Source organism: Gemmatimonadota bacterium, from assembly GCA_026706345.1.
Taxonomy (GTDB): domain Bacteria; phylum JAAXHH01; class JAAXHH01; order JAAXHH01; family JAAXHH01; genus JAAXHH01.
On the sequence record JAPOYX010000212.1, the window covers coordinates 34,641 to 53,056 of the forward strand.

17 protein-coding genes are annotated in these 18,416 nt (G+C 60.0%); 5 read left to right on the plus strand and 12 right to left on the minus strand.

Annotation, left to right across the window (positions count from 1 at the left end):
- Positions 1-577: 577 nt before the first annotated feature.
- Positions 578-2,710 (minus strand): catalase/peroxidase HPI, encoded by a 2,133-nt coding sequence (gene katG, locus OXG98_14635; GenBank protein ID MCY3773239.1) that lies wholly within the window; start codon positions 2,708-2,710, stop codon positions 578-580.
- Positions 2,711-2,947: 237 nt separating this feature from the next.
- Here katG and OXG98_14640 point away from each other — a divergent pair, with 237 nt between their 5' ends.
- The 3 genes from OXG98_14640 to OXG98_14650 all read left to right on the plus strand — a co-directional run bounded on the left by OXG98_14640 (position 2,948) and on the right by OXG98_14650 (position 4,691).
- On the plus strand, positions 2,948-3,472 hold the full coding sequence (locus OXG98_14640; GenBank protein MCY3773240.1) for a DUF4377 domain-containing protein: 525 nt from the start codon (positions 2,948-2,950) through the stop codon (positions 3,470-3,472).
- A gap of 39 nt (positions 3,473-3,511) precedes the next feature.
- Positions 3,512-3,817 (plus strand): hypothetical protein, encoded by a 306-nt coding sequence (locus OXG98_14645; protein ID MCY3773241.1) that lies wholly within the window; start codon positions 3,512-3,514, stop codon positions 3,815-3,817.
- A 136-nt stretch (positions 3,818-3,953) separates the two neighbouring features.
- Positions 3,954-4,691: a phytanoyl-CoA dioxygenase family protein gene (locus OXG98_14650; GenBank protein ID MCY3773242.1), complete on the plus strand. Its 738-nt coding sequence runs from the start codon at positions 3,954-3,956 to the stop codon at positions 4,689-4,691.
- Positions 4,692-4,723: 32 nt separating this feature from the next.
- On the opposite strand, the gene OXG98_14655 is transcribed toward OXG98_14650, so the two are convergent.
- The 3 genes from OXG98_14655 to OXG98_14665 all read right to left on the minus strand — a co-directional run bounded on the left by OXG98_14655 (position 4,724) and on the right by OXG98_14665 (position 7,377).
- Positions 4,724-5,431: a class I SAM-dependent methyltransferase gene (locus tag OXG98_14655; GenBank protein ID MCY3773243.1), complete on the minus strand. Its 708-nt coding sequence runs from the start codon at positions 5,429-5,431 to the stop codon at positions 4,724-4,726.
- Between the two features lie 102 nt (positions 5,432-5,533).
- On the minus strand, positions 5,534-6,070 hold the full coding sequence (locus OXG98_14660) for a 3-oxo-5-alpha-steroid 4-dehydrogenase (GenBank protein ID MCY3773244.1): 537 nt from the start codon (positions 6,068-6,070) through the stop codon (positions 5,534-5,536).
- Positions 6,071-6,237: 167 nt separating this feature from the next.
- Entirely contained in the window at positions 6,238-7,377 is a 1,140-nt protein-coding gene (locus OXG98_14665; GenBank protein ID MCY3773245.1) for a DUF1295 domain-containing protein, read from the minus strand.
- Between the two features lie 103 nt (positions 7,378-7,480).
- On the opposite strand from OXG98_14665, the gene OXG98_14670 reads away from it, so the two are divergent.
- Positions 7,481-8,896 (plus strand): hypothetical protein, encoded by a 1,416-nt coding sequence (locus OXG98_14670; protein ID MCY3773246.1) that lies wholly within the window; start codon positions 7,481-7,483, stop codon positions 8,894-8,896.
- A gap of 25 nt (positions 8,897-8,921) precedes the next feature.
- Here OXG98_14670 and OXG98_14675 read toward each other — a convergent pair whose 3' ends face one another.
- The 5 genes from OXG98_14675 to leuB form a co-directional block, all read right to left on the minus strand.
- Positions 8,922-9,692 (minus strand): phytanoyl-CoA dioxygenase family protein, encoded by a 771-nt coding sequence (locus OXG98_14675; protein ID MCY3773247.1) that lies wholly within the window; start codon positions 9,690-9,692, stop codon positions 8,922-8,924.
- A gap of 73 nt (positions 9,693-9,765) precedes the next feature.
- Positions 9,766-10,710 (minus strand): SDR family NAD(P)-dependent oxidoreductase, encoded by a 945-nt coding sequence (locus OXG98_14680; GenBank protein MCY3773248.1) that lies wholly within the window; start codon positions 10,708-10,710, stop codon positions 9,766-9,768.
- A 198-nt stretch (positions 10,711-10,908) separates the two neighbouring features.
- Complete coding sequence (locus OXG98_14685) at positions 10,909-11,799, minus strand: phytanoyl-CoA dioxygenase family protein (GenBank protein MCY3773249.1); 891 nt, start codon at positions 11,797-11,799, stop codon at positions 10,909-10,911.
- 255 nt (positions 11,800-12,054) lie between these two features.
- The gene (locus tag OXG98_14690; GenBank protein MCY3773250.1) at positions 12,055-13,161 is read right to left on the minus strand and encodes a citrate synthase/methylcitrate synthase; all 1,107 of its coding nucleotides are present in this window, start codon (positions 13,159-13,161) and stop codon (positions 12,055-12,057) included.
- A gap of 52 nt (positions 13,162-13,213) precedes the next feature.
- Positions 13,214-14,293 (minus strand): 3-isopropylmalate dehydrogenase, encoded by a 1,080-nt coding sequence (leuB, locus tag OXG98_14695; protein MCY3773251.1) that lies wholly within the window; start codon positions 14,291-14,293, stop codon positions 13,214-13,216.
- A gap of 376 nt (positions 14,294-14,669) precedes the next feature.
- Here leuB and OXG98_14700 point away from each other — a divergent pair, with 376 nt between their 5' ends.
- Positions 14,670-15,893, plus strand: coding sequence for a MerR family transcriptional regulator (locus tag OXG98_14700; GenBank protein MCY3773252.1), 1,224 nt, complete (start codon positions 14,670-14,672; stop codon positions 15,891-15,893).
- Between the two features lies 1 nt (position 15,894).
- Here OXG98_14700 and OXG98_14705 read toward each other — a convergent pair whose 3' ends face one another.
- The 3 genes from OXG98_14705 to OXG98_14715 form a co-directional block, all read right to left on the minus strand.
- Entirely contained in the window at positions 15,895-16,716 is an 822-nt protein-coding gene (locus tag OXG98_14705; protein MCY3773253.1) for an inositol monophosphatase, read from the minus strand.
- Between the two features lie 18 nt (positions 16,717-16,734).
- On the minus strand, positions 16,735-17,535 hold the full coding sequence (locus tag OXG98_14710) for a class I SAM-dependent methyltransferase (GenBank protein ID MCY3773254.1): 801 nt from the start codon (positions 17,533-17,535) through the stop codon (positions 16,735-16,737).
- A gap of 98 nt (positions 17,536-17,633) precedes the next feature.
- Positions 17,634-18,338 (minus strand): aminoglycoside 3'-phosphotransferase, encoded by a 705-nt coding sequence (locus tag OXG98_14715; GenBank protein MCY3773255.1) that lies wholly within the window; start codon positions 18,336-18,338, stop codon positions 17,634-17,636.
- Positions 18,339-18,416 lie beyond the last annotated feature (78 nt).

Consider the following 18,416-nt stretch of genomic DNA (forward strand, 5'->3'; position numbering starts at 1 on the left):
TAGAGAAGCCTTTCCTGACGGCCAAGTGGATATACCGGTCTCACTATTTAATGACAGAGAATTGTCTTGCGATTGGGCGAAGTTTCGTCCTGATCCAACTACTTCCCGTCACGTAACGGAAGGCAAGACTAGGATAATCGCAATCACGGTATGTGACGAAATCAAGAATCCTCGAAATCCTAAACGAGAAGGACAAATCGAGCCAGCCTGGAAGCAGGAAGTGATATACAATCCGATTGCGGACCCTACCCATGGTCCAAACGAGGCTCATTCCCTGATCAAGGGGAGTAAGAAGATGGCAGTCACCACCGCAATTGCAGCAAATTCTACTTGGTGGGATGTCGAATGAGTGAGCCTGGTGCTCTTTAGGTTTTAATAAATGATGCCTATTCGTTGCCATATAGAATTCTCAACAAGCCACTCTCAACTCCTATCTGTTGTATGACGTCGGTTGGTCCAGATCTCATTCGCTTACCATTGTAACCGAGCAATATTCTCCCTCACTACGATTTGTGGAAAACGCTCACACCTAAATCCTTCGTAGTTCCAACAGCTCCAATACAACCGCCATAAAGAACTACGCCAGATCGAACCGGTCGAGATTCATCACCTTGCTCCACGCTCCCACGAAGTCGCGCACGAAAACCTCCTGCGCGTCGTCGCTTCCATAGACTTCCGCATAGGCGCGAAGCTCGGAGTTTGAACCGAAGACGAGGTCCACCCGGGTGGCCGTCCACTTGAGATCACCGGTCTGACTGTCGCGGCCCTCGTACACGTCCTCCGAACCGGACGACACGCTCCACTCGGTGTCCATGTCGAGCAGGTTCACGAAGAAGTCGTTGGAAAGCGTCCCCGGCCGGTCGGTGAACACGCCGTGCCGGGACTGCCCGGTGTTCGCGTTCAAGGCGCGCAGGCCGCCGATTAGCGCCGTCATCTCGGGCGCGGTGAGCGTCAGCATGTAGGCCCGCTCCACCAGCAGGTCTTCCGCTTTGCCTTCCTGCCCTGCCTGGAGGTAGTTGCGGAACCCGTCCGCGGTGGGTTCGAGCACGGCGAAGGACTCCGCGTCGGTCCATTCGTCCGTCGCGTCCGTACGGCCCGGTGCGAAAGGAACCTGCACGTCATGACCGGCGTCCCGGGCGGCCTGCTCTACGCCCGCACATCCGGCCAGGACGATCAGGTCGGCGAGGGAGACCCGCTTCCCGCCAGACTGCGAACCGTTGAAATCCTCCTGGATCTGCTCCAGCGTCTGCAGCACCCCGCCGAGCGCGGACGGATCGTTCACTTCCCAGTCCTTCTGCGGTGCGAGACGGATGCGCGCTCCGTTGGCTCCGCCGCGCTTGTCGGTACCGCGGTAGGATGAAGCGGCCGCCCAGGCGGTCGAGACCAGTTGGGAAACGGACAGGCCGGAGGCCAGGACCTTCGCCTTGAGTCCGGCGATATCCTGCGCGCCGATCACCTCGTGATCCACGTCAGGGACCGGGTCTTGCCACAGCAGCGCCTCGTCGGGAACCAGCGGCCCGATGTACCGGCTGCGGGGTCCCATGTCGCGATGGAGCAACTTGAACCACGCCCGGGCGAAGGCGTCTTCCAGGTCCGCGGGGCTCTCGAGAAAGCGCTTCGTAATCGCGGCATAGTCCGGATCCACCTTCAGCGACAGGTCCGTGGTGAGCATCATGGGGGCATGCTTCTTCGCAGGATCGTGGGCGTCCGGCACGTTGGCTACCGCGGCGGCGTTCTTCGGCGCATACTGGCATTTGCCGGCCGGACTCTTCGTCAGCTCCCACTCGTGGGCATACAGGTTCTCGACGAATTCGTTGTCCCACTTCACCGGGTTGCTGGTCCAGGCGCCTTCCAGGCCGCTCGTGATCGTATCGCCGGCCTTGCCGCTGCCGTGGCTGCTTTTCCATCCGAGACCCTGCTGATGAATACAGGCGCCTTCCGGTTCGGGACCGACGTGATCCTCGGGACCGGCGCCGTGGGCCTTGCCGAAGGTGTGCCCTCCGGCGATCAGCGCAACCGTCTCCTCGTCGTTCATCGCCATGTTCTTGAACGTCTGACGGATATACTTAGCCGCCAGGGCCGGGTCCGGATTACCGTTCGGCCCCTCCGGGTTCACGTAAATCAGGCCCATGTGGTCTGCACCGAGCGGGTCCTGCAGCGTGCCGTCTTCGTCGTGGCGCTCATCGTCGAGCCATGTGGTCTCCGAGCCCCAGTCCGTCTCGTCCGCCTCCCAGACGTCCGGACGCCCGAAGGCGAAACCGAAGGTCTTGAATCCCATGGACTCCAGCGCGCAGTTGCCGGCGAAGATGAGCAGGTCGGCCCAGGAGAGATTTCGGCCGTATTTCTTCTTGATGGGCCAGAGCAGGCGGCGCGCCTTGTCCAGGTTCCCGTTGTCGGGCCAGCTGTTGAGCGGCGCGAAGCGCTGATGGCCGGAACCGCCGCCGCCCCGTCCGTCGCTGATGCGGTACGTACCCGCGGCGTGCCAGGTCATGCGGATGAAGAGGGGCCCGTAGTGGCCGTAGTCGGCGGGCCACCAGTCCTGCGAGGTCGTCATCACCGCTTCGATGTCTTTTCGCAGCGCGTCGACATCGAGGTCCCTGACCGCCTCGGCGTAGTCGAAATCCTCATCCATGGGGTCGGACTGGGGCGCGTTCTGGCGAAGCGGTTTCAGGTCCAGTTGATCCGGCCACCAGGTCTGGTTAGTAGTCATTTCTTTCCTCCGTTAATGTGTTCTGAAGTATGACACAAACTTAAAGTCTCGGTGTATATCTGACATATGACCGTTCGGCTATAAAAAATACCGATCTTACCCGTGCCCAGGCAAGAGGAATATGGGGAATCTGCACGCGTTCGGAGAACCACCCCGCGTTAAAATCGTCTTGATGCTTAGATGGAAGTTTTGCAAGATGAAATATGGTTCACGCTGTCCCATCCGAGGTACACTAGCATGCCATCTCAACTCAATTCAACATATCGCCGCCCGACCATCGTTCCCTTTCTGCTGTGGGTTCTGATATTTGCCGGCTGTGACGGCTCCGAGGATCCGGTAGGGCCTGACCCGATCGAGCCCGGACCGGACGGGCAGGAGTACATCGAAGTACGGGTCGTTACCGTCGGCCCCACCCTGGCCAAGTGCTATGGCGTAGGCCTGCGGACGTGCATGGTGGTTGACGGTCTTTTGTTCTATGATGCAATCGAAGGTTTCGAGTACGAGGCCGGCTATACCTACCGCCTCCGGATCGGCAAATTCGATCCGTGGGGTGGGAATGAGCCGCCGCAGGATGCGAGCCGGTACGCGTACCGGCTGCTGGAGCAACTGGAGAAGACCGCGGCGCCGTCCACGGCGGTAACCCTGTCAATAGGTCCCGCGCGCGTCGTATGCGCTGGCAGTGACGACTTCTGTCCGGTGGTGGACGGCGCGCCGTACGACGACACAATCAATGGCTTCGATTACGAGGCCGGCCATTACTAGACCATCGAGGCCAACCGGTACGGCGATGGACGGTACGTTTTGACAAACGTGGTCTCGAAAACCCGGGCGGAAGGAACGGAAGAGGAGATCACCGTCGATTGGGGCAGAGTCGAGTGCGGCGACGGCTATCCCGGGCACTGCAAGGTCTACAACGGCGTCCCCTATCGTGGCGAGATCGTGGGTTTCCAGCCCAAGCACGAATACAACTATCGGCTGCGCGTCGAAAAGTTCAGCATGCTTCCCGAAGGGATGCCCGGATCAAACGACGTCATGACCGGGTCACCAGTTGTGCCGGACTACGGTTATCGCTGGCTGGAGACGCTTGAGGAAACGCAGGGCGGATGATTCCGGGGTTCATTACATTATGCCGGAGCGCTCGAGCGTGCTTCAAATCGAATGATCCCGCCGCTTCTGCCAATAGCCGAAACGCGAGTTGGTGAAGGCGCGCGTAGCTGAACGCCGCCGATCCGAAGAGGTTCATATGTTGACCGACGAACAGATACGGCAGTATCGGGAAGACGGCTATCTCTTCTTTGAAGCCCTGATTCAAGGCGAGCGATTAGCCCGTTACAAACAGGTGTTTGATGAACTGGTCGCGGAGGGGCGCAAACTGACCGAGCAGGAACCACACTGGGCGCTCGAGCTGGACGAGCACGGTGAACCCCGGGCGGGTTTGCTCCACAAAGTCCAGGGGGTTTGCGTGGTCGACGCCCGTGTGTTGGAACTCGTGCGTGAACCGGCGATCGTAGACCGCGTGGCCGTACTGATTGGCGAAAACATCGATGTATTCGGCACCAAGTTCTTCCCGAAGTTGCCCGATGGCGGCACGTCAACGGGCTGGCACCAGGACAATTTCTATTTCGGGACCGATACGGATCGCATTATCAGTTGCGGGATTTATCTGGAAGATTCGGACGTGGAGAATGGCTGTCTGCGGGTGGTGCCCGGCAGCCACCGGATCGGTGAGATTGTTGAGCACCGCAGGGAGTTGAGCAGGCATGGCAGTTGGACGAAGGTCGATGAAGCGCAGGCCGTGGACCTGGTCATTCCCGCGGGGACGGTCGTGCTATTTTCCGCCAATCTCCTGCACGGCGCATACGATAACCACAGCAATCGCACACGCTATAGCACGGCATGGCATTACTTGCCCGAAGAACTCAATCCGAAGCAGTTTCTAAAGGGAATTTACGAAGACCGGCACGTGGCGCGGAAGATTTGAGAAGCACGCTGATGCGTATAACCGCCAACAACTTATGTATTTTGCTTCCGTAAAACACATTTAAAATCACCCTTCTTCAAAACTGAACTGACCATCTGAAACGGAGAAGCCTCCAGTTCCGCCTTGAGGTCTTCACCGAAGAAAAAGTGCAAATAGTGTGGCGCTCCCAGGACGAATCCGTCTCCTTCTTCCAGGGTCTCGTAGTCGGGAGCGAATTTACGATGGTTGGCATCGTAGATGTCTTCGTAACCTTCCAGTACGGAATCCAGGACAGTCTGCGAAAGAAAAACCTCGCCATTGGGATCAAGCACACGCGCGACCTCTTCCAGAAAAGCGATACGGGACGCGCGGTGCGGGACGTAGCAATAGACGTTTCCCATAAACGCAGCGGCAAATGAGGCGTCGGGAAAAGGCAGAGTCGGCATTTCGTACTGTAGAAACGTCACATTGACGCGTTCCGCTTCTGCGGTTTGCTTTGCCTGCTCAATCTGTTTTTTGGCAACATCGATACCGGTGACGTCGTATCCCTGCCGTGCAAGTGCGAAGCATAATCGTCCTGTCGCGCATCCAATGTCTAAGAGGCGACTGTCTAGCGGGTACTTTCCTACAAACGCCTGTTCCGCCTCCCGGATACCGTCTTTCAGCTCTTCTTTTCGGATATCGAGTTCTTCAGGGCCATTGTACTTGTCCTTTACGGAGTGCAGCAATCTCCGGGATTCCTGTGCGCTATTGGCAGCCATTGGTCGTGTCGCCTTGATTTTTGATGTAACGAGCAGTGCCTGGATACAAATGCCCCGCCCCGCGCGCCGGTATGCCATCCAGGGATCTGAGCCCCTACCCGATCAGAACACGCCCGGGATGAGGGCGCGGCGGTTCGGTGGGTAGTCCGGGAACTCTTTTCGGTACCATTGGTGGTTGCTGCGGGCCCTGGGGACCAGATTGGCGATCGTAAAGGCACAGAACGCCAGTCCGCCGAGCGACCAGGTCGCGATCGCCCAACCCGTCCATTCCATGATTTCGCCCAGGTAGTTCGGGCAGGAGACGTACCGGAAGGCGCCGCGGCCGGGGATGGCGTATCCCGTCCTTCCCTGTTTCCGCAGGCTCAGCAGAATGTTGTCGCTGTGCACGTTCAGAAACATGCCGGCGGCGAAAACCGCCAGTCCGATCAGGAAACACGGTTCGGTCAACCATGAAACGCCGTACTCCCCGAAGTGCGAGACGAACCGAGCGTTTACGTAAGCGTTCAGCACATTGAAGAAGAACCCCGCTCCAGCGGCAATCAGCGGCATGCTTCGCCCGGTGCGGATCCGAAACGGGTAGATGAGCGTCCGGTTGACGTAGTGTATCTGCCACATCGCCAGGAACACCAGCGGGGCCATGTTCAGGGCCGAATATGGTCCACACGAGCAGGCGATAGATCTCGGGCTCTGACATTTCAACCGTCCGCAATCTCGACCGTCCGCAATCTCAACCGTCCGGCATTTCAAACGACCAACATACCTGATTCGTCGAATCAGCTACCTGGATCGTTGACCGCGACCAACTTTTAGTAAATCCACGGGACGATCCGGTACTTCACCTGTGCCTGGTACTCCGCCCATTTTTCGGCGCCGTATTTCCCGGCGCAGTGCCTTTCGTCATCCCGTTGACGGTAGGTGAACAGCGAGACGATGAAGAGAAAATAGGTCCAGGCCCAGAAATTCGTGAAGTAGCCGAATACCAGGGCGATGGACAGGGCAAGAAACCCTTCGCCCATGTAGTTTAAGTGTCGGGCGACGCCCCAGAGGCCGCTGCACAGGATCCTGCGGTCGCCGGCCTGAATGTATTTCGGCTCGATGAGGCCGAGGAACTTGCGTTCGGGCCATCGCTTGAACGTGTACTTCTGCAGGTTGGCGCCGCGGGAGATGCCCCAGCCGAACAGGAACAGCGCGGACGTGCCGATGAGCCAGACATTCGTCCAGACCGGCGAGAATCCGGGGTTCGGGTACGCGGCCAAACCCCACAGTGGGAGGATGAACAGCCATCCGTAGACCACGAGACAGCCCCAGATCAGCTTGAAGCCCACATTCTCGTGGATCAGGTCGTAGGTATAGAGCTGTACGCGCTCGAAGACCATGTAGTCCATGATGTAGAAGGTGAAGAACGCCGCATACAGGATAACACCCGGATTGGTATTCTCGCCGAAAAGCTCGTAATGGTACACGGCCCCGGACAGGGCGTTGAGCGACAGCATCGTTCCGCCTACGACGTACATGTACATCTTCACGTCGATACGTTCCTTGAAGAACGAAATCTCCTGCGCCCGGCCGAACCACCATGCCAGGAAACGGTTCTTCACCTTGCCCTGCGGCTGGCTGAACACGGCAATCAGGGTGAAGATTATGCTGAAGACCGTTCCGCCGGCCACGGCATAGATCGAGGACCGGTAGAACCAGTCGTGGGGAAGCCCGGTGAGTTCGAGCGCCCACACGACGATCGCGATCAAGAACACGAGCAGGCCGTTGAGCCGGTAATTGCGATGCTCACCGGTCTCCAGGTTGACGACGTAGCCGGGGACCCACCTGCCGGGCAGCAATAGCTGGACCAGGAAGAACACGGCGTAGATCACCAGCGGGGTGAAGAACCCCAATATCGCTTCCGTCCGGGACAGTTCGAAAAGGTGTTCGATGCCCAGCCATTCTATCATGATCGAATTCCCCTTTCTCAAATGGTGTGTGGATGCTTTATGTTAGTCTGTATCATCCGGCTGCGAAAGGAAAACGACGTAAGGAAACAGTGAAAGGCAAACCATGAACACGTCTAACCAGCTAAGCGCCGGTGCGGCGACGATCGACATATCCCCGCCGCTCGGGACGCACCTGGCGGGCAGCGGAGCAGGTGACCATCGTCCGACCCGGGCCGTATTGGATCCGCTCTATGCCAAGTCCATCGTCTTCGAGGCAGGCGGGCGGCGCGTCTGCCTGGTGATCCTGGATCTCACCATTGTCACCGGCGAATACACGGACAGGATCCGTGCAGCCATCAGCGAGCAAACGGGTATTGAACGGGACGCGATCATGGTCCAGGCGACTCAGACGCATTCCGCTCCGAGCCTCGGTTACTTTATGCTGGATCCGGATTTTCCATTGGAGACCAACGAGGAAACGGAGTATCTGCGCGGGGCCGAGCGGGCCTATGGCGACCGGGCCGCAGCCGCTGCGGTAGAGGCGGCGGTCGAAGCGGCGGGTCGGCTGCAACCCGTGCGCGTCGGCCTGGGCCGCGGTGTGCTGGGCGACCTGGCTTTCAACAGGCGCGGCATTCGCAGGGACGGCACCATATTCATGCCCAGGCCGCTGGGCCGGGAGCGGCAGCCCTTCGGGATCTCGGATGTATGCTACCTGGAAGGTCCTATCGATCCGGAGGTAGGCGTGTGCTGCGTCCAGGATATGGATGGGAAACCGCTGGCCTTTCTCCTGCACTACACCTGCCATCCGGTCAATGCTTACGGAAACAGCGAGACCTTCCTGGCCGCGTCGGCGGATTGGCCCGGTGCCTGGGCCTGGGAGATGCAGCGGGAGTTCGGTCCCGATACCGTGCCGCTGGTCGTCAACGGATGTTGCGGCAACATCAACCCCTGGCACCCCTACGACCCGGATTTCCGGCCGGACCACCAGCGGATGGGCCGCGGATTGTCCAGCCTGAGCGAACGTATCGTGCATGCCATGACGTTCGAAGACGAAGCCACGCTGGATACCAGGATCATAAAGATCGGCCTGCCCTTTCGCGAGATACCTGAAGCACGCCTGCGCGAAGTCGATGCGATTCTCGCCGAGCATCCAGAACCGCCGCGCGAAGCGGCCGGCCAGGTGGACCCGCGCTGGTTCCGGGCGGCGTCGACCCGCAGCGTCGAACTGTGCAGGCAGCGGGACGGCGAGTTCAGCTATGAGATCCAGGCCTTTCGCATCGGCGATCTTTGTATCGTCGGCCTTCCCGGGGAACCTTTCGTGGAAGGGCAACTGGCGCTCAAACTAAACTCGCCGGCCTCCTATCTATGTCCGGCACACCTCACGACGCACTATGTCGGTTACCTGCCGACGCGGGGGGCTTATCCCCGTGGTGGACACGAAGCCAACGAAGACGTTACCTACTGGGCCAAGCTGGCCCCCGGCTGCATGGAAACCGTGATCGAGCGGGCGCGGGAACTGGTGCAGGAGCTGTTTGGATAACAGGCGCTGTTTGGATCGCTATGAGTTACCGTGGGACGTCCTCGACGTCCAGGATGTAGCGCGCCAGCTGGGACAGGCGTTGGGCAGTCGCGGACTGCAGGCATTCCCGCTGATTGGTCTGTTGCGGGTGTTCACGGGCTATAAAGGCACAGTGCAGGGCTCGCCGGGGGGCATCGCTGCGGTTCACGTACGAGCTGTGCCAGAGGCTGCCGTTGAATACGGCCACCGAACCCGCGCGGCCCGTCAGATGCGCCTGGTCGGGGTGGTCCGCCAGGCGATCCGCCACGTGGTCGGTAATCCTGCCGGGTATCAGGTGGCTGCCGGGCACGCAGCGCGTCGCGCCGTTCACCTCGGTGAAGTCGTCGAGCATCCACAAGGAATTGACGACGTGGTACGGCCCGCCGGGCTCGGCAGGTTGGCCCCAATCGGCGTGCAGTATCTGTAACCCGCTTCCGGGCAGGGGGTCGTGTCCGTTGAGCGAGTGTAGCTTGAACGGCCGCTGCAGGATATGGAAGACTGCCGTCAAGAGCTCGGGCTGCAGGTAGACCGCATCGAATGCCGATCCCTTGTTGACCAGGTCGGCAAGCCGGCGCACGCCTTCCATCTGAGCGACTTCCACGCCAGCTTTTTCACCCTCGCGATCATATGTCGTATCAAATGCATGGCGCAACTCGGCGAGCCAGTCCGGCGGGATGATCTCCTCCAACACGATGAAACCATCGGTGTCCAGCGCGCCGCGTTGGGCGTCCGTCAGCGGCCGGGGTTCGAATCCCCGGTCAAGCAATTCGTGGTCCAAATTGGTTTTCCTGTAGATTGATGCCGGTTTATGGTGGATGCCGCGAGGTGTGCTGCGCGCGCGGCGTGTCGTATTATGCAGGTCCCGGGCGTGCACCCGGTTTCGCGAGCGTCCCGACCCACTGTACAGACAGGTCCCACAGGCGTTTTGCCGCGTGGTCGTCCTGGCTGTCCGCGCTCGGTTCGGCGATGGCGCAACGCTCGTAGTATTCCCCACCTTGCAGCGGCCGTTGGCTCGCGCACATCACGATGGTCTGCGCCCCGGCATTCGGGGACAGCAGGACCAGCGAGGTCAGCGCGGAGCTGATTCGATGCGCCATCCTGCCGATCCTGCCTCGAAATGCCTGCGGCAGGGTCAGGTTGGTCATTACGACGCCCGGATGTACGGCCACCGCGTGCAGGTTGTGTGATTCGGCGAATCGTCTTTCGATTTCAAATGCCATGTGAATCATCGCCAACTTCGATTTTCCGTATGCGTCCCATGAGTGGTAGCGCGGCGTATCGCGGTGCGGCGCCTCATCAAAAAGCTCCTCGTTCCCGACCCGCTCATGCAGACCGGAGGACACGTTGACGACCCGCGCGTCGCCGCTTTCGATCCCGGTCCGTTGCAGGAGGGGAAGTAGCGCCCAGGTCAGGTGATAGGCACCAAGGTAGTTGGTCCGCCAGTGTACCTCGAAGCCATCTTCGGTCAGAGGCGCTTTCTCTCGTGGAGCGAGGGTCTTCGTGTGTATGCCCGCGTTGTTGACCAGTACATGGAGTTGTCCCTGGTGTCTGTCACGATACCACGTGGCGAAGCCGTTGACGCTGTCAGGTTCGCTGAGATCCAGTCTGTGCGCCGTGATGTTGTCCGCGTCGACGCCGCACCTGCGCAGGTCGTCTTTCAGCGACGACTCCATCAGGGGCACATTGCGCACGCAGGTCGCCACGACCCTCGCGCCCCAGCTGGCGAGGATCCTGGCGGTTTCGTACCCGAGCGAACCGGGTGATGCCCCGGTCACAATCACGTGACGCCCCGACATATCAACCGGGGCCGCCTTCGGCTTGGGGAGGAACAATCGCACCAGATGCCTGGCGGTTTTAGAAAGGGAATTGGGCATGTTTACTTTGTAGGTAAGTGCGGCTACCGCTTGATTACTGCGATGCTTCCAAGATGCCGATGCCCACTGCGAGCGGCGCTACCGCGGTTTCGGCCTCGCCTACAAAGGCTCAGGCGCCGTCTAACGCGGCTCCCGCTTGACCACGTCCAGGTCCCAATCCCTCCAGTAGAACTTCACCGGATCGTCCTCATCCCAATGTTCGTATATCTGGTCCCACGTCAGCCAGTTCATGTGGGGCTGAAGGGAATCCTCGCGAACCGGGTGGCTTCTCGGCTGATAGCGGTAGTCGGACGACAGCCGTAGACGGTCCGCCGTCAGGTTATCCCGGCCCTGGTGAATCGTCAGGCTGTGGAGGATGATGACGTCCCCGCAGGTATAGTCGCCGCCGACCCAGGCGGAATCGTCCTCTACGGGAACCTGTCGTCCGCCCGGCCCCACGCCTTCGGTCGTCTCCAGCATGCCGCTGCGGTGGGATCCCCGGTTGACGGCGAGTCCGCCGAGTTCCTCAGGGCAGTCGCCCAGCGGGATCCAGGCCGTCCACGTCTCGTCCGAACCGCCGATGAAGTAGTTGTCCTGGTGAGGCGGGGTCGAGTGGGTGTTCGTGTCCGGGAATACGAGCCGGCAGATGTTCCGGCTGTGGGCCAGGGCGGGTTCTCCGAACAGCACTTCGAGCATGTGGGTTATTGCGGGGTCGAGGGCCAATGCGTGGAAGTCGCGGATTCGCTGGACATCGTTGTAGAAAGCCTGCCAGCGCGGATCGTCGCCTTCGAACACGCTTGTACCGGAATTCGCGAAACCGTCGATAAGGTTCGAGCCGGGGGCAAGCCAGCCATGTTCCCGGCACACACCGAGTACCTGGCGCCGGACCTCCACCACGCGCGCCGGATCAAGCAGACGCCGAAAGAACAGGCAGCCGTGCTCCGCGGCACGTTGCCGCAGTTCGCGGGGACGCGCCAGCAGTTCCGTCGCGTCTTCCAGGGCGTGGATCCGCTTCATGTCGACCATCGCCATAGACTGTTCCTTTCTCAGTATGACCCGGGTGATCATTTCGAAATAATGTCGATAATCGCATCGATGTCTCAAGGTGGTATTATGCGGGATTCGGACGTGTTACGCCAGCGTTAAGTCGATGAGTACCCGTGGCAATTGTTACCTGTAACAAAGCTAATCGCGACAATGCGCGACCTGTGGAAACGCGCTACCTGTGCCCATGCGACACCTGTGGCAATGCGCTACTCGCGGTAATACGCCACCCGTGCCCATGCGCTACCGTTCGTCTCGGGGCGTCCACCGCCTGGTCTTGTCGCCCGAATAAAGGGACTCGGGACGGAAGATGCGGTCTACGGCCCGCTGCTCGATGCAATGGGCGGTCCAGCCGGCGACGCGTCCCACCGCGAACATGGGGGTGAAGAGGTCCGGGTGGAGGCCCAGCCCCTTGAGGAGCAGGGCGGTGTAGAATTCGACGTTGGTCTGCAGGCGCCGGCCGGGCTTGTACTCTTCGAGGAGCTCGAGGGCAACTTTCTCGACATGCAGGGCCAGGGCGTACAGGTCGTGATCATGGTCGAAGAAGGAACGTGCGGCGCGTGCAAGAACGTCGGCTCTGGGGTCGCGAACGCGATATACGGCGTGTCCGAAACCCATGAGCCGTTCCCCCGATCCGAGTTTTTCGCGAAGGTAGGATTCGGCGCTATCGGCGGCGCCGATCGCTTCGAGCATGGAAATAACCGGTCCCGGCGCCCCGCCGTGCAACGGGCCTTTGAGCGCGCCGATCGCTCCCGTAACGGCGGAAACGAAGTCGGAGCGCGTGGAAACGATGACCCGCGCCGTGAACGTGGAGGCGTTCATGCCGTGGTCGACTACCGTGTTGAGATAGGTCGTAAGTGCCCGTACACGGTCGTCTTCGGGGCTTTCACCGGTCAGCATGTACAGCAGATTGGCCACATGGCCGAGGCCGGGGTCCGGTTCTACCGGTTCTTCCCCGTGAAGAAGACGCCAGTAGGCCGCCACGACGGTCGGCAGGCCGGCCACCAGGGACCGGGCGACCGAGGCGTCGTCCCTGGAGGGAAGGGAGGCAGTTGCCATGCGAACCGCGTCAATGACGGGACGGCGTTCCGCAGCGGCGGATCCAAGCGAATCGATTATGGCACCGGATAGCGGGCGGCACGCGCCCAGCTCACCAGCGAATCGATCCAGTGCAGCCGCCGTGGGCAGCCTCCCGTGCCACAGGAGGTGTACCATCTCTTCGTAGGTCGCTCTTTCCGCGATCTCTTCGAGGGGATATCCCCCGATGACCAGTTCGCCGGCCTCTCCGTCTACATGGCTCAGCCGGGTTTCCGCCGCTACGACATCCTTGAGTCCGGGTGAGTATGACATGATGTGCTCCCTTTGGAAATATGCGTAATCCCGGTAGGGATCATTGTAGTGATCATTGGCTCAACATTTCAACCACCAGATCGCCCATTTCCGTGGTGGAAACCCGCTGTTTGTCTTCGGACGTCCAGATGTCCGCCGTCCTGTATCCGCCTTCGATGACTTTGCCGACAGCGCGGTCGATTTCGTCAGCGCCGGCCGGACAGTTCAGGCTGTACCTGAGAAGCAGTGCGGCGCTCAGGATCATAGCCAACGGATTGGCCACGTTTTTGCCTTCAATATCATTGGCGCTTCCGTGGATGGGCTCGTACAGCGACGTGCTGTCCAGGGACATCTCCGCGGAGGGGATCATTCCGATAGAACCGGCCAGGACCGCCGCTTCATCACCCAGTATATCGCCGAACATGTTGGGCATGACGATAACGTCGTATTCAGCGGGCCGCTGGATCAGATTCATGGCGCCCGCGTCGACGATTTCATGCCGCGTCTCGACATCCGGGTAATCCCGGGCTACTTCCTCGACGACATCGCGCCAGAGCCTGGAGGATTCCAGGGCGTTCCACTTCGACATCGAGGTCAGTTTGCCACGCCTCTGTCGCGCCAGTTCGAATCCGTAGCGCGCCAGCCGTTCGACCTGGAAGTCATAGTACTCGATGGTGTCGACGGCTCTTCTTCCCCGGGGCGTGTCTTCGCTGAATTTCGGCTGCCCATAATACGCGCCGCTCGAGAGCTCGCGCAGTATGATGAAATCAACGCCCCCGGCTATGAGATCGGCTTTAACGGCGGACGCGTCTTCCAGCCCAGCGTACAACCTGAATTGCCGCAGATTCGCATATACGGACAGTGCCTGCCGCAATCGAATCAGGGCATGGTCCGCCCGGTCTTGCATGTCCAGGCGATCCCATTTCGGACCACCCACCGCGCCGAACAGGACCGCGTCGCTGCGCCTGCAGTTTTCGACGACCTCATCGGACAACGCTACGCCCTGCGCATCGAGCAGCGCTCCGCCGACCAGATGGTGAGAGAAGGCCAGATCCAGTCGATGCTTCGCCCCCTCGGCCTCCAGTACCTTAACGGCTTCACGGGTGATTTCGGGTCCGATCCCGTCTCCGGGCAGTACGGCGATGTGATACATGGTGCGTCTCCTCCTTCAGTCCAGTTCGTTTGTCGCTTCTGTCGCGGTCGTTTCTCATTTCTGACGTTTCTGACGAGGTCGTTCGTCGTTTCTGTCGCGATCGCTCGTCGTGACCACGACGTCATCACACTGTTCCGCTTGAACTTTCCATCGGCAGAATCCAAATCTATACATGTAAATCAAAAACAGGGTTGACATATCGTCAATATTGATTAATAAATCAATATATTTGCGTGTATACAACACGGATCGGCGTGGATTGACACAACACGGGTCTGCGCAGATCGAGGCGGACCGGCGGCGCTTAAGACCGCGCAACCAGATGATCTGATCGTATCGTGGTCGTGACCGGGATTCAAACCGAGGAGAAACGCATATGCACTACAGGCGCTACATGACATCCAGCGAGGCGGCCGGAGCCTTGAATGTCAGTCCGTCCACGCTCTATTCCTACGTAAGCCGTGGTCTGATCCGGTCCGAGGCCAGTGGCACGGGCAAGAGAAGGCGGATGTACCATGGCGAGGACATAGAGCGGCTGAAGGCTAGGAAGAAGGCCCGACGGAATCCGGGATGGGCGGCCAGGCGCGCCCTGCAAACCGGAGATCCGGTGCTGGAATCGGCCATTACCATGATTACCGATGAAAGGCTCTTCTACCGGGGGCGCGACGCGCTGGTGCTGGCCACGACCGAATCGTTCGAGCGCGTCGCGGCCCTGATCTGGACGGGAGATCCGAAGTTCTCCTTCCCGATCCTCACCAATGGGTTCGAGAATCACCCGGAAGCCCGGGCGCATTTCCAGGCACTCAGGCCCGTGGACAGGTTTCAAGCCTTGCTGCCCCTGGCGGAGGCGGAAGATCCGGCCGCGCTGGACCTGAGGCCGGCGGCCGTGGCCGCGACAGGAATGCGGATCCTATGGTTCATGACGGGAGTAGTCACGGGAGAAGATCCGGTCGGCGGGATCGCCAGGGCGGTACGCAGGGCCTGGGCGGCGGACATCGAAGGCGCCGTGGAACTGATCAATACGACCCTGGTATTGTTCGCGGATCACGAGTTGAACGTGTCGACGTTCACGGCTCGTTGCGCGGCCTCGGCCGGCGCGACGCCTTACAGCGCGGTATGCGCGGGTCTGGCGGCGTTGCGCGGCTACAAACATGGCGCGGCCAATGAGCGCGTCGAGCTGCTTTTCAAAGAGGCGGAGGCCACCGGTGACGTGGAACGGACCGTCGTCGGCCGCCTGCGGCGGGGTGAAGGCATTCCGGGTTTCGGGCACGCCGTATACCGGGACGTGGACCCGAGAGCGAGACTGTTGCTGGATATGCTGGAGGACCGGTTCCCGGGCTCGAAGGACCTGCATCTCGCGCGGGAAATCATCGACACGACCCATAGGCTCATATCGGACCGGTATAATATCGACGTGGCGTTGACGGCCCTCGTGCGCGTGCTGAACATGCCCGAAGGAAGCGGCATGGCCCTGTTCGCGCTGGGACGCACGGCCGGTTGGATTGGACACGCGATAGAGCAATACGAAAGGGACCAGTTGATCCGGCCCAGGGCGAAATACATCGGGCCGCAACCTGTCGGTATTGCACGCAACGAATAGATCAGGTATTCATAACGGCAACAGACGGAACTAGCGTCCTCTGAATCGACATCCACATTTCCCCGTTCGTAGCACACAGCAGTCCCTTGCGGTCATCCACCGGAGAGTATCCCGTCCCATCCAGCCTTCGAACGAAGCCTCCCGCCTCTTCCACGATCAGGATACCCGGCGCGTGATCCCAGACCAGGGTGCGGTAGAAGAACAGAAACTGTAGTTCGTTTTTTGCAAAGGAAGGATAGTTGTAGCCGGCACATCTGGCACTTTCAAGTGACATGAAGGCACCGGATGCCGCTTCAGCCGTGGGCCTTAGGGAATCCGGCAGGTACGTCGTCCTCACTACGCCGCGAATTCGGTCCAGGGGAAGGCTGGATGATTCCACGACCAGACGCTCATTTCCCTCAAAGGCCCCGCAACCCTTTTCCGCACTTGTCAATATGCCTTCCAGAGGGTTGAATATCCATGCCCCAATGGTAGTGCCCGAGTGCAGGAGACAAACCATAATGGCAAAATGCCGATCGCCCGATACGAAGTGCCTGGTTCCATCCAAAGGATCGATAACCCAGACGGGCGCCTCTGAGTGCAGGGTTGATAACAGTCTTGGATCATCATGGACGCTCTCTTCTCCGAGTACCACTGAGCCGTCGATCAACCCGGGCAGGTGAGAGGCCAGAAACCTCTCGCACCGGGTATCCGCAGTTGTCGCCAGGTCGCCGTCGCTTTTCTCTTTAACATCATCCTGTCCGAGGTTCCTCCAAAGTGGCACGATGATCCGTTCGGCCGCCTCGCGAAGGAGGGCCTCGACCTGGGTGTGGGGGATATTCATAGAGAGCCCTTCATCTTCCTATGCCAACGGCCTTCCCCAGACAACTCTCGTCTGCAGCTGGAAATGAAGCGACCCTTCGTCATCCGCGAAATCCGCCAGGAGCCGGGACAGCTCGGTGTCGAAGGCCCTGACGTTGCTGTCACCCATGTGCTCCCTGGACATACTCTCCCTCGAATGAAAGGACTCAACGTAAGCTTCCACCGTCTGGGAGAAACTAACCGGGGCCGTTCTCATGTCTCCGACAGGGAGCAGATGGTCTCGATCCACCAGCTCTTTGATCAGGTCGATCTGTTTGTAGTGGCGATTGGTGGAATACTGTCGGATGAGTTCGCGCTCCGCTTCACCCCAGGGCGCATTGAAGGGACGGTCTCCTTCAACGATCGCGACGTTCCCGTCCGGCTTCAGTATCTCATGAAACTTCGGGAACACCACGCTCCAGTCCATCCAATGGATGCTCGCTCCGGCGGTCACCAACGAGTAACCCGGGTTCAGTTCAACTTCTTCGACGCGGCCCAGGATCCAGTTGAGGTTCGGATGGCCGCCCTTGTCCAGCGATTTGCCCACGCGGATCATCTCGCGGGAGAAGTCGACCGCGTCGACGCCGGCCACGTGATCGACGAGTGATCTTGCTATTCTCCCCGTACCGCACCCGGCGTCCAGGACCCGGCCGCTCGACGCTCCGGGCAAACCCAGCAGAATCCGGAAAGTCTCATCCGGATAAGGAGGCCGGAGTTCATACGATTCCGCCAGGTTTCGATGCTTGAAGCGAGCGGCGTATTCATCCTGATATTGCGGCGGTCTGGGCGTGTTGCGGTTCAATACCGGCTCCATGGCAGATTACGGTTCAATACCGGCTCCGTGGTGGTTACAGGCTTCTGGCTAATTCAGCGGCAAACCTGTCGGCAAATCGGCCGAGGCTACCAGAACCCCAGGTCATGCACTTTTTGATACGCTTGCAGTTTTTCCGGGTCCGGCTCCTCGAGGCCATATGCCTTGAAAAACGGGGCAATCCATGCGTCGCCCAGGTTCCGGCGGATCGTTCCGCGAGCCGCCACGAGATCCAGGTACCGGTCGCCGACCCCGGCGTAGCCCAGGTCGATATAACCGCTCAGCCTGCCTTCCCTGAACATGACGTTGGGCAGGCAGTAATCGCCGTGGGTAAAAACCAGATCTTCCTCCCCGGGCACGGTCTCCTTTATATCAGATAGCTTTTCAACAAGAAAGGTTCGGTTCCCGCCTTCGGGGATAGCCTCGTCCAACGCGCCGCTTTCGATCAACCCCTCCGCCCAGGGGATGAACCGCGACATGCGCCAGTCCAGGGTGCAGGATTCGGTGCCCAGGGCGTGAACTTCGCGCAGCCCGCGTGCAAACTCCCGCACGAGATTCGCTGGATCGTCAGTCACCGACGGATGAATCCCCGTGACGCCTTCCATCCGCGTCATCAGCACGTACTGCGTATCGCCTTCGACGTGGAAACACCGGTATTCGGGTACCGGGAGCTTGCCCTGCAACCACGTCAGGGCTATGGTCTCCGCAAGCAGGTCCGATTCCTGCGGGCGCAACCGGACGTCCCGCGTCTTCAGGATCAGGCCACGCTTCAGGGGGTGCGTGAAGAGAGACACGTCTGAGCAGGACTCGGTCCTCAGATTACGGCCGTCGGATCGGTATCCCCTCAGGCGGGTACGGATTGGATCGGGAAG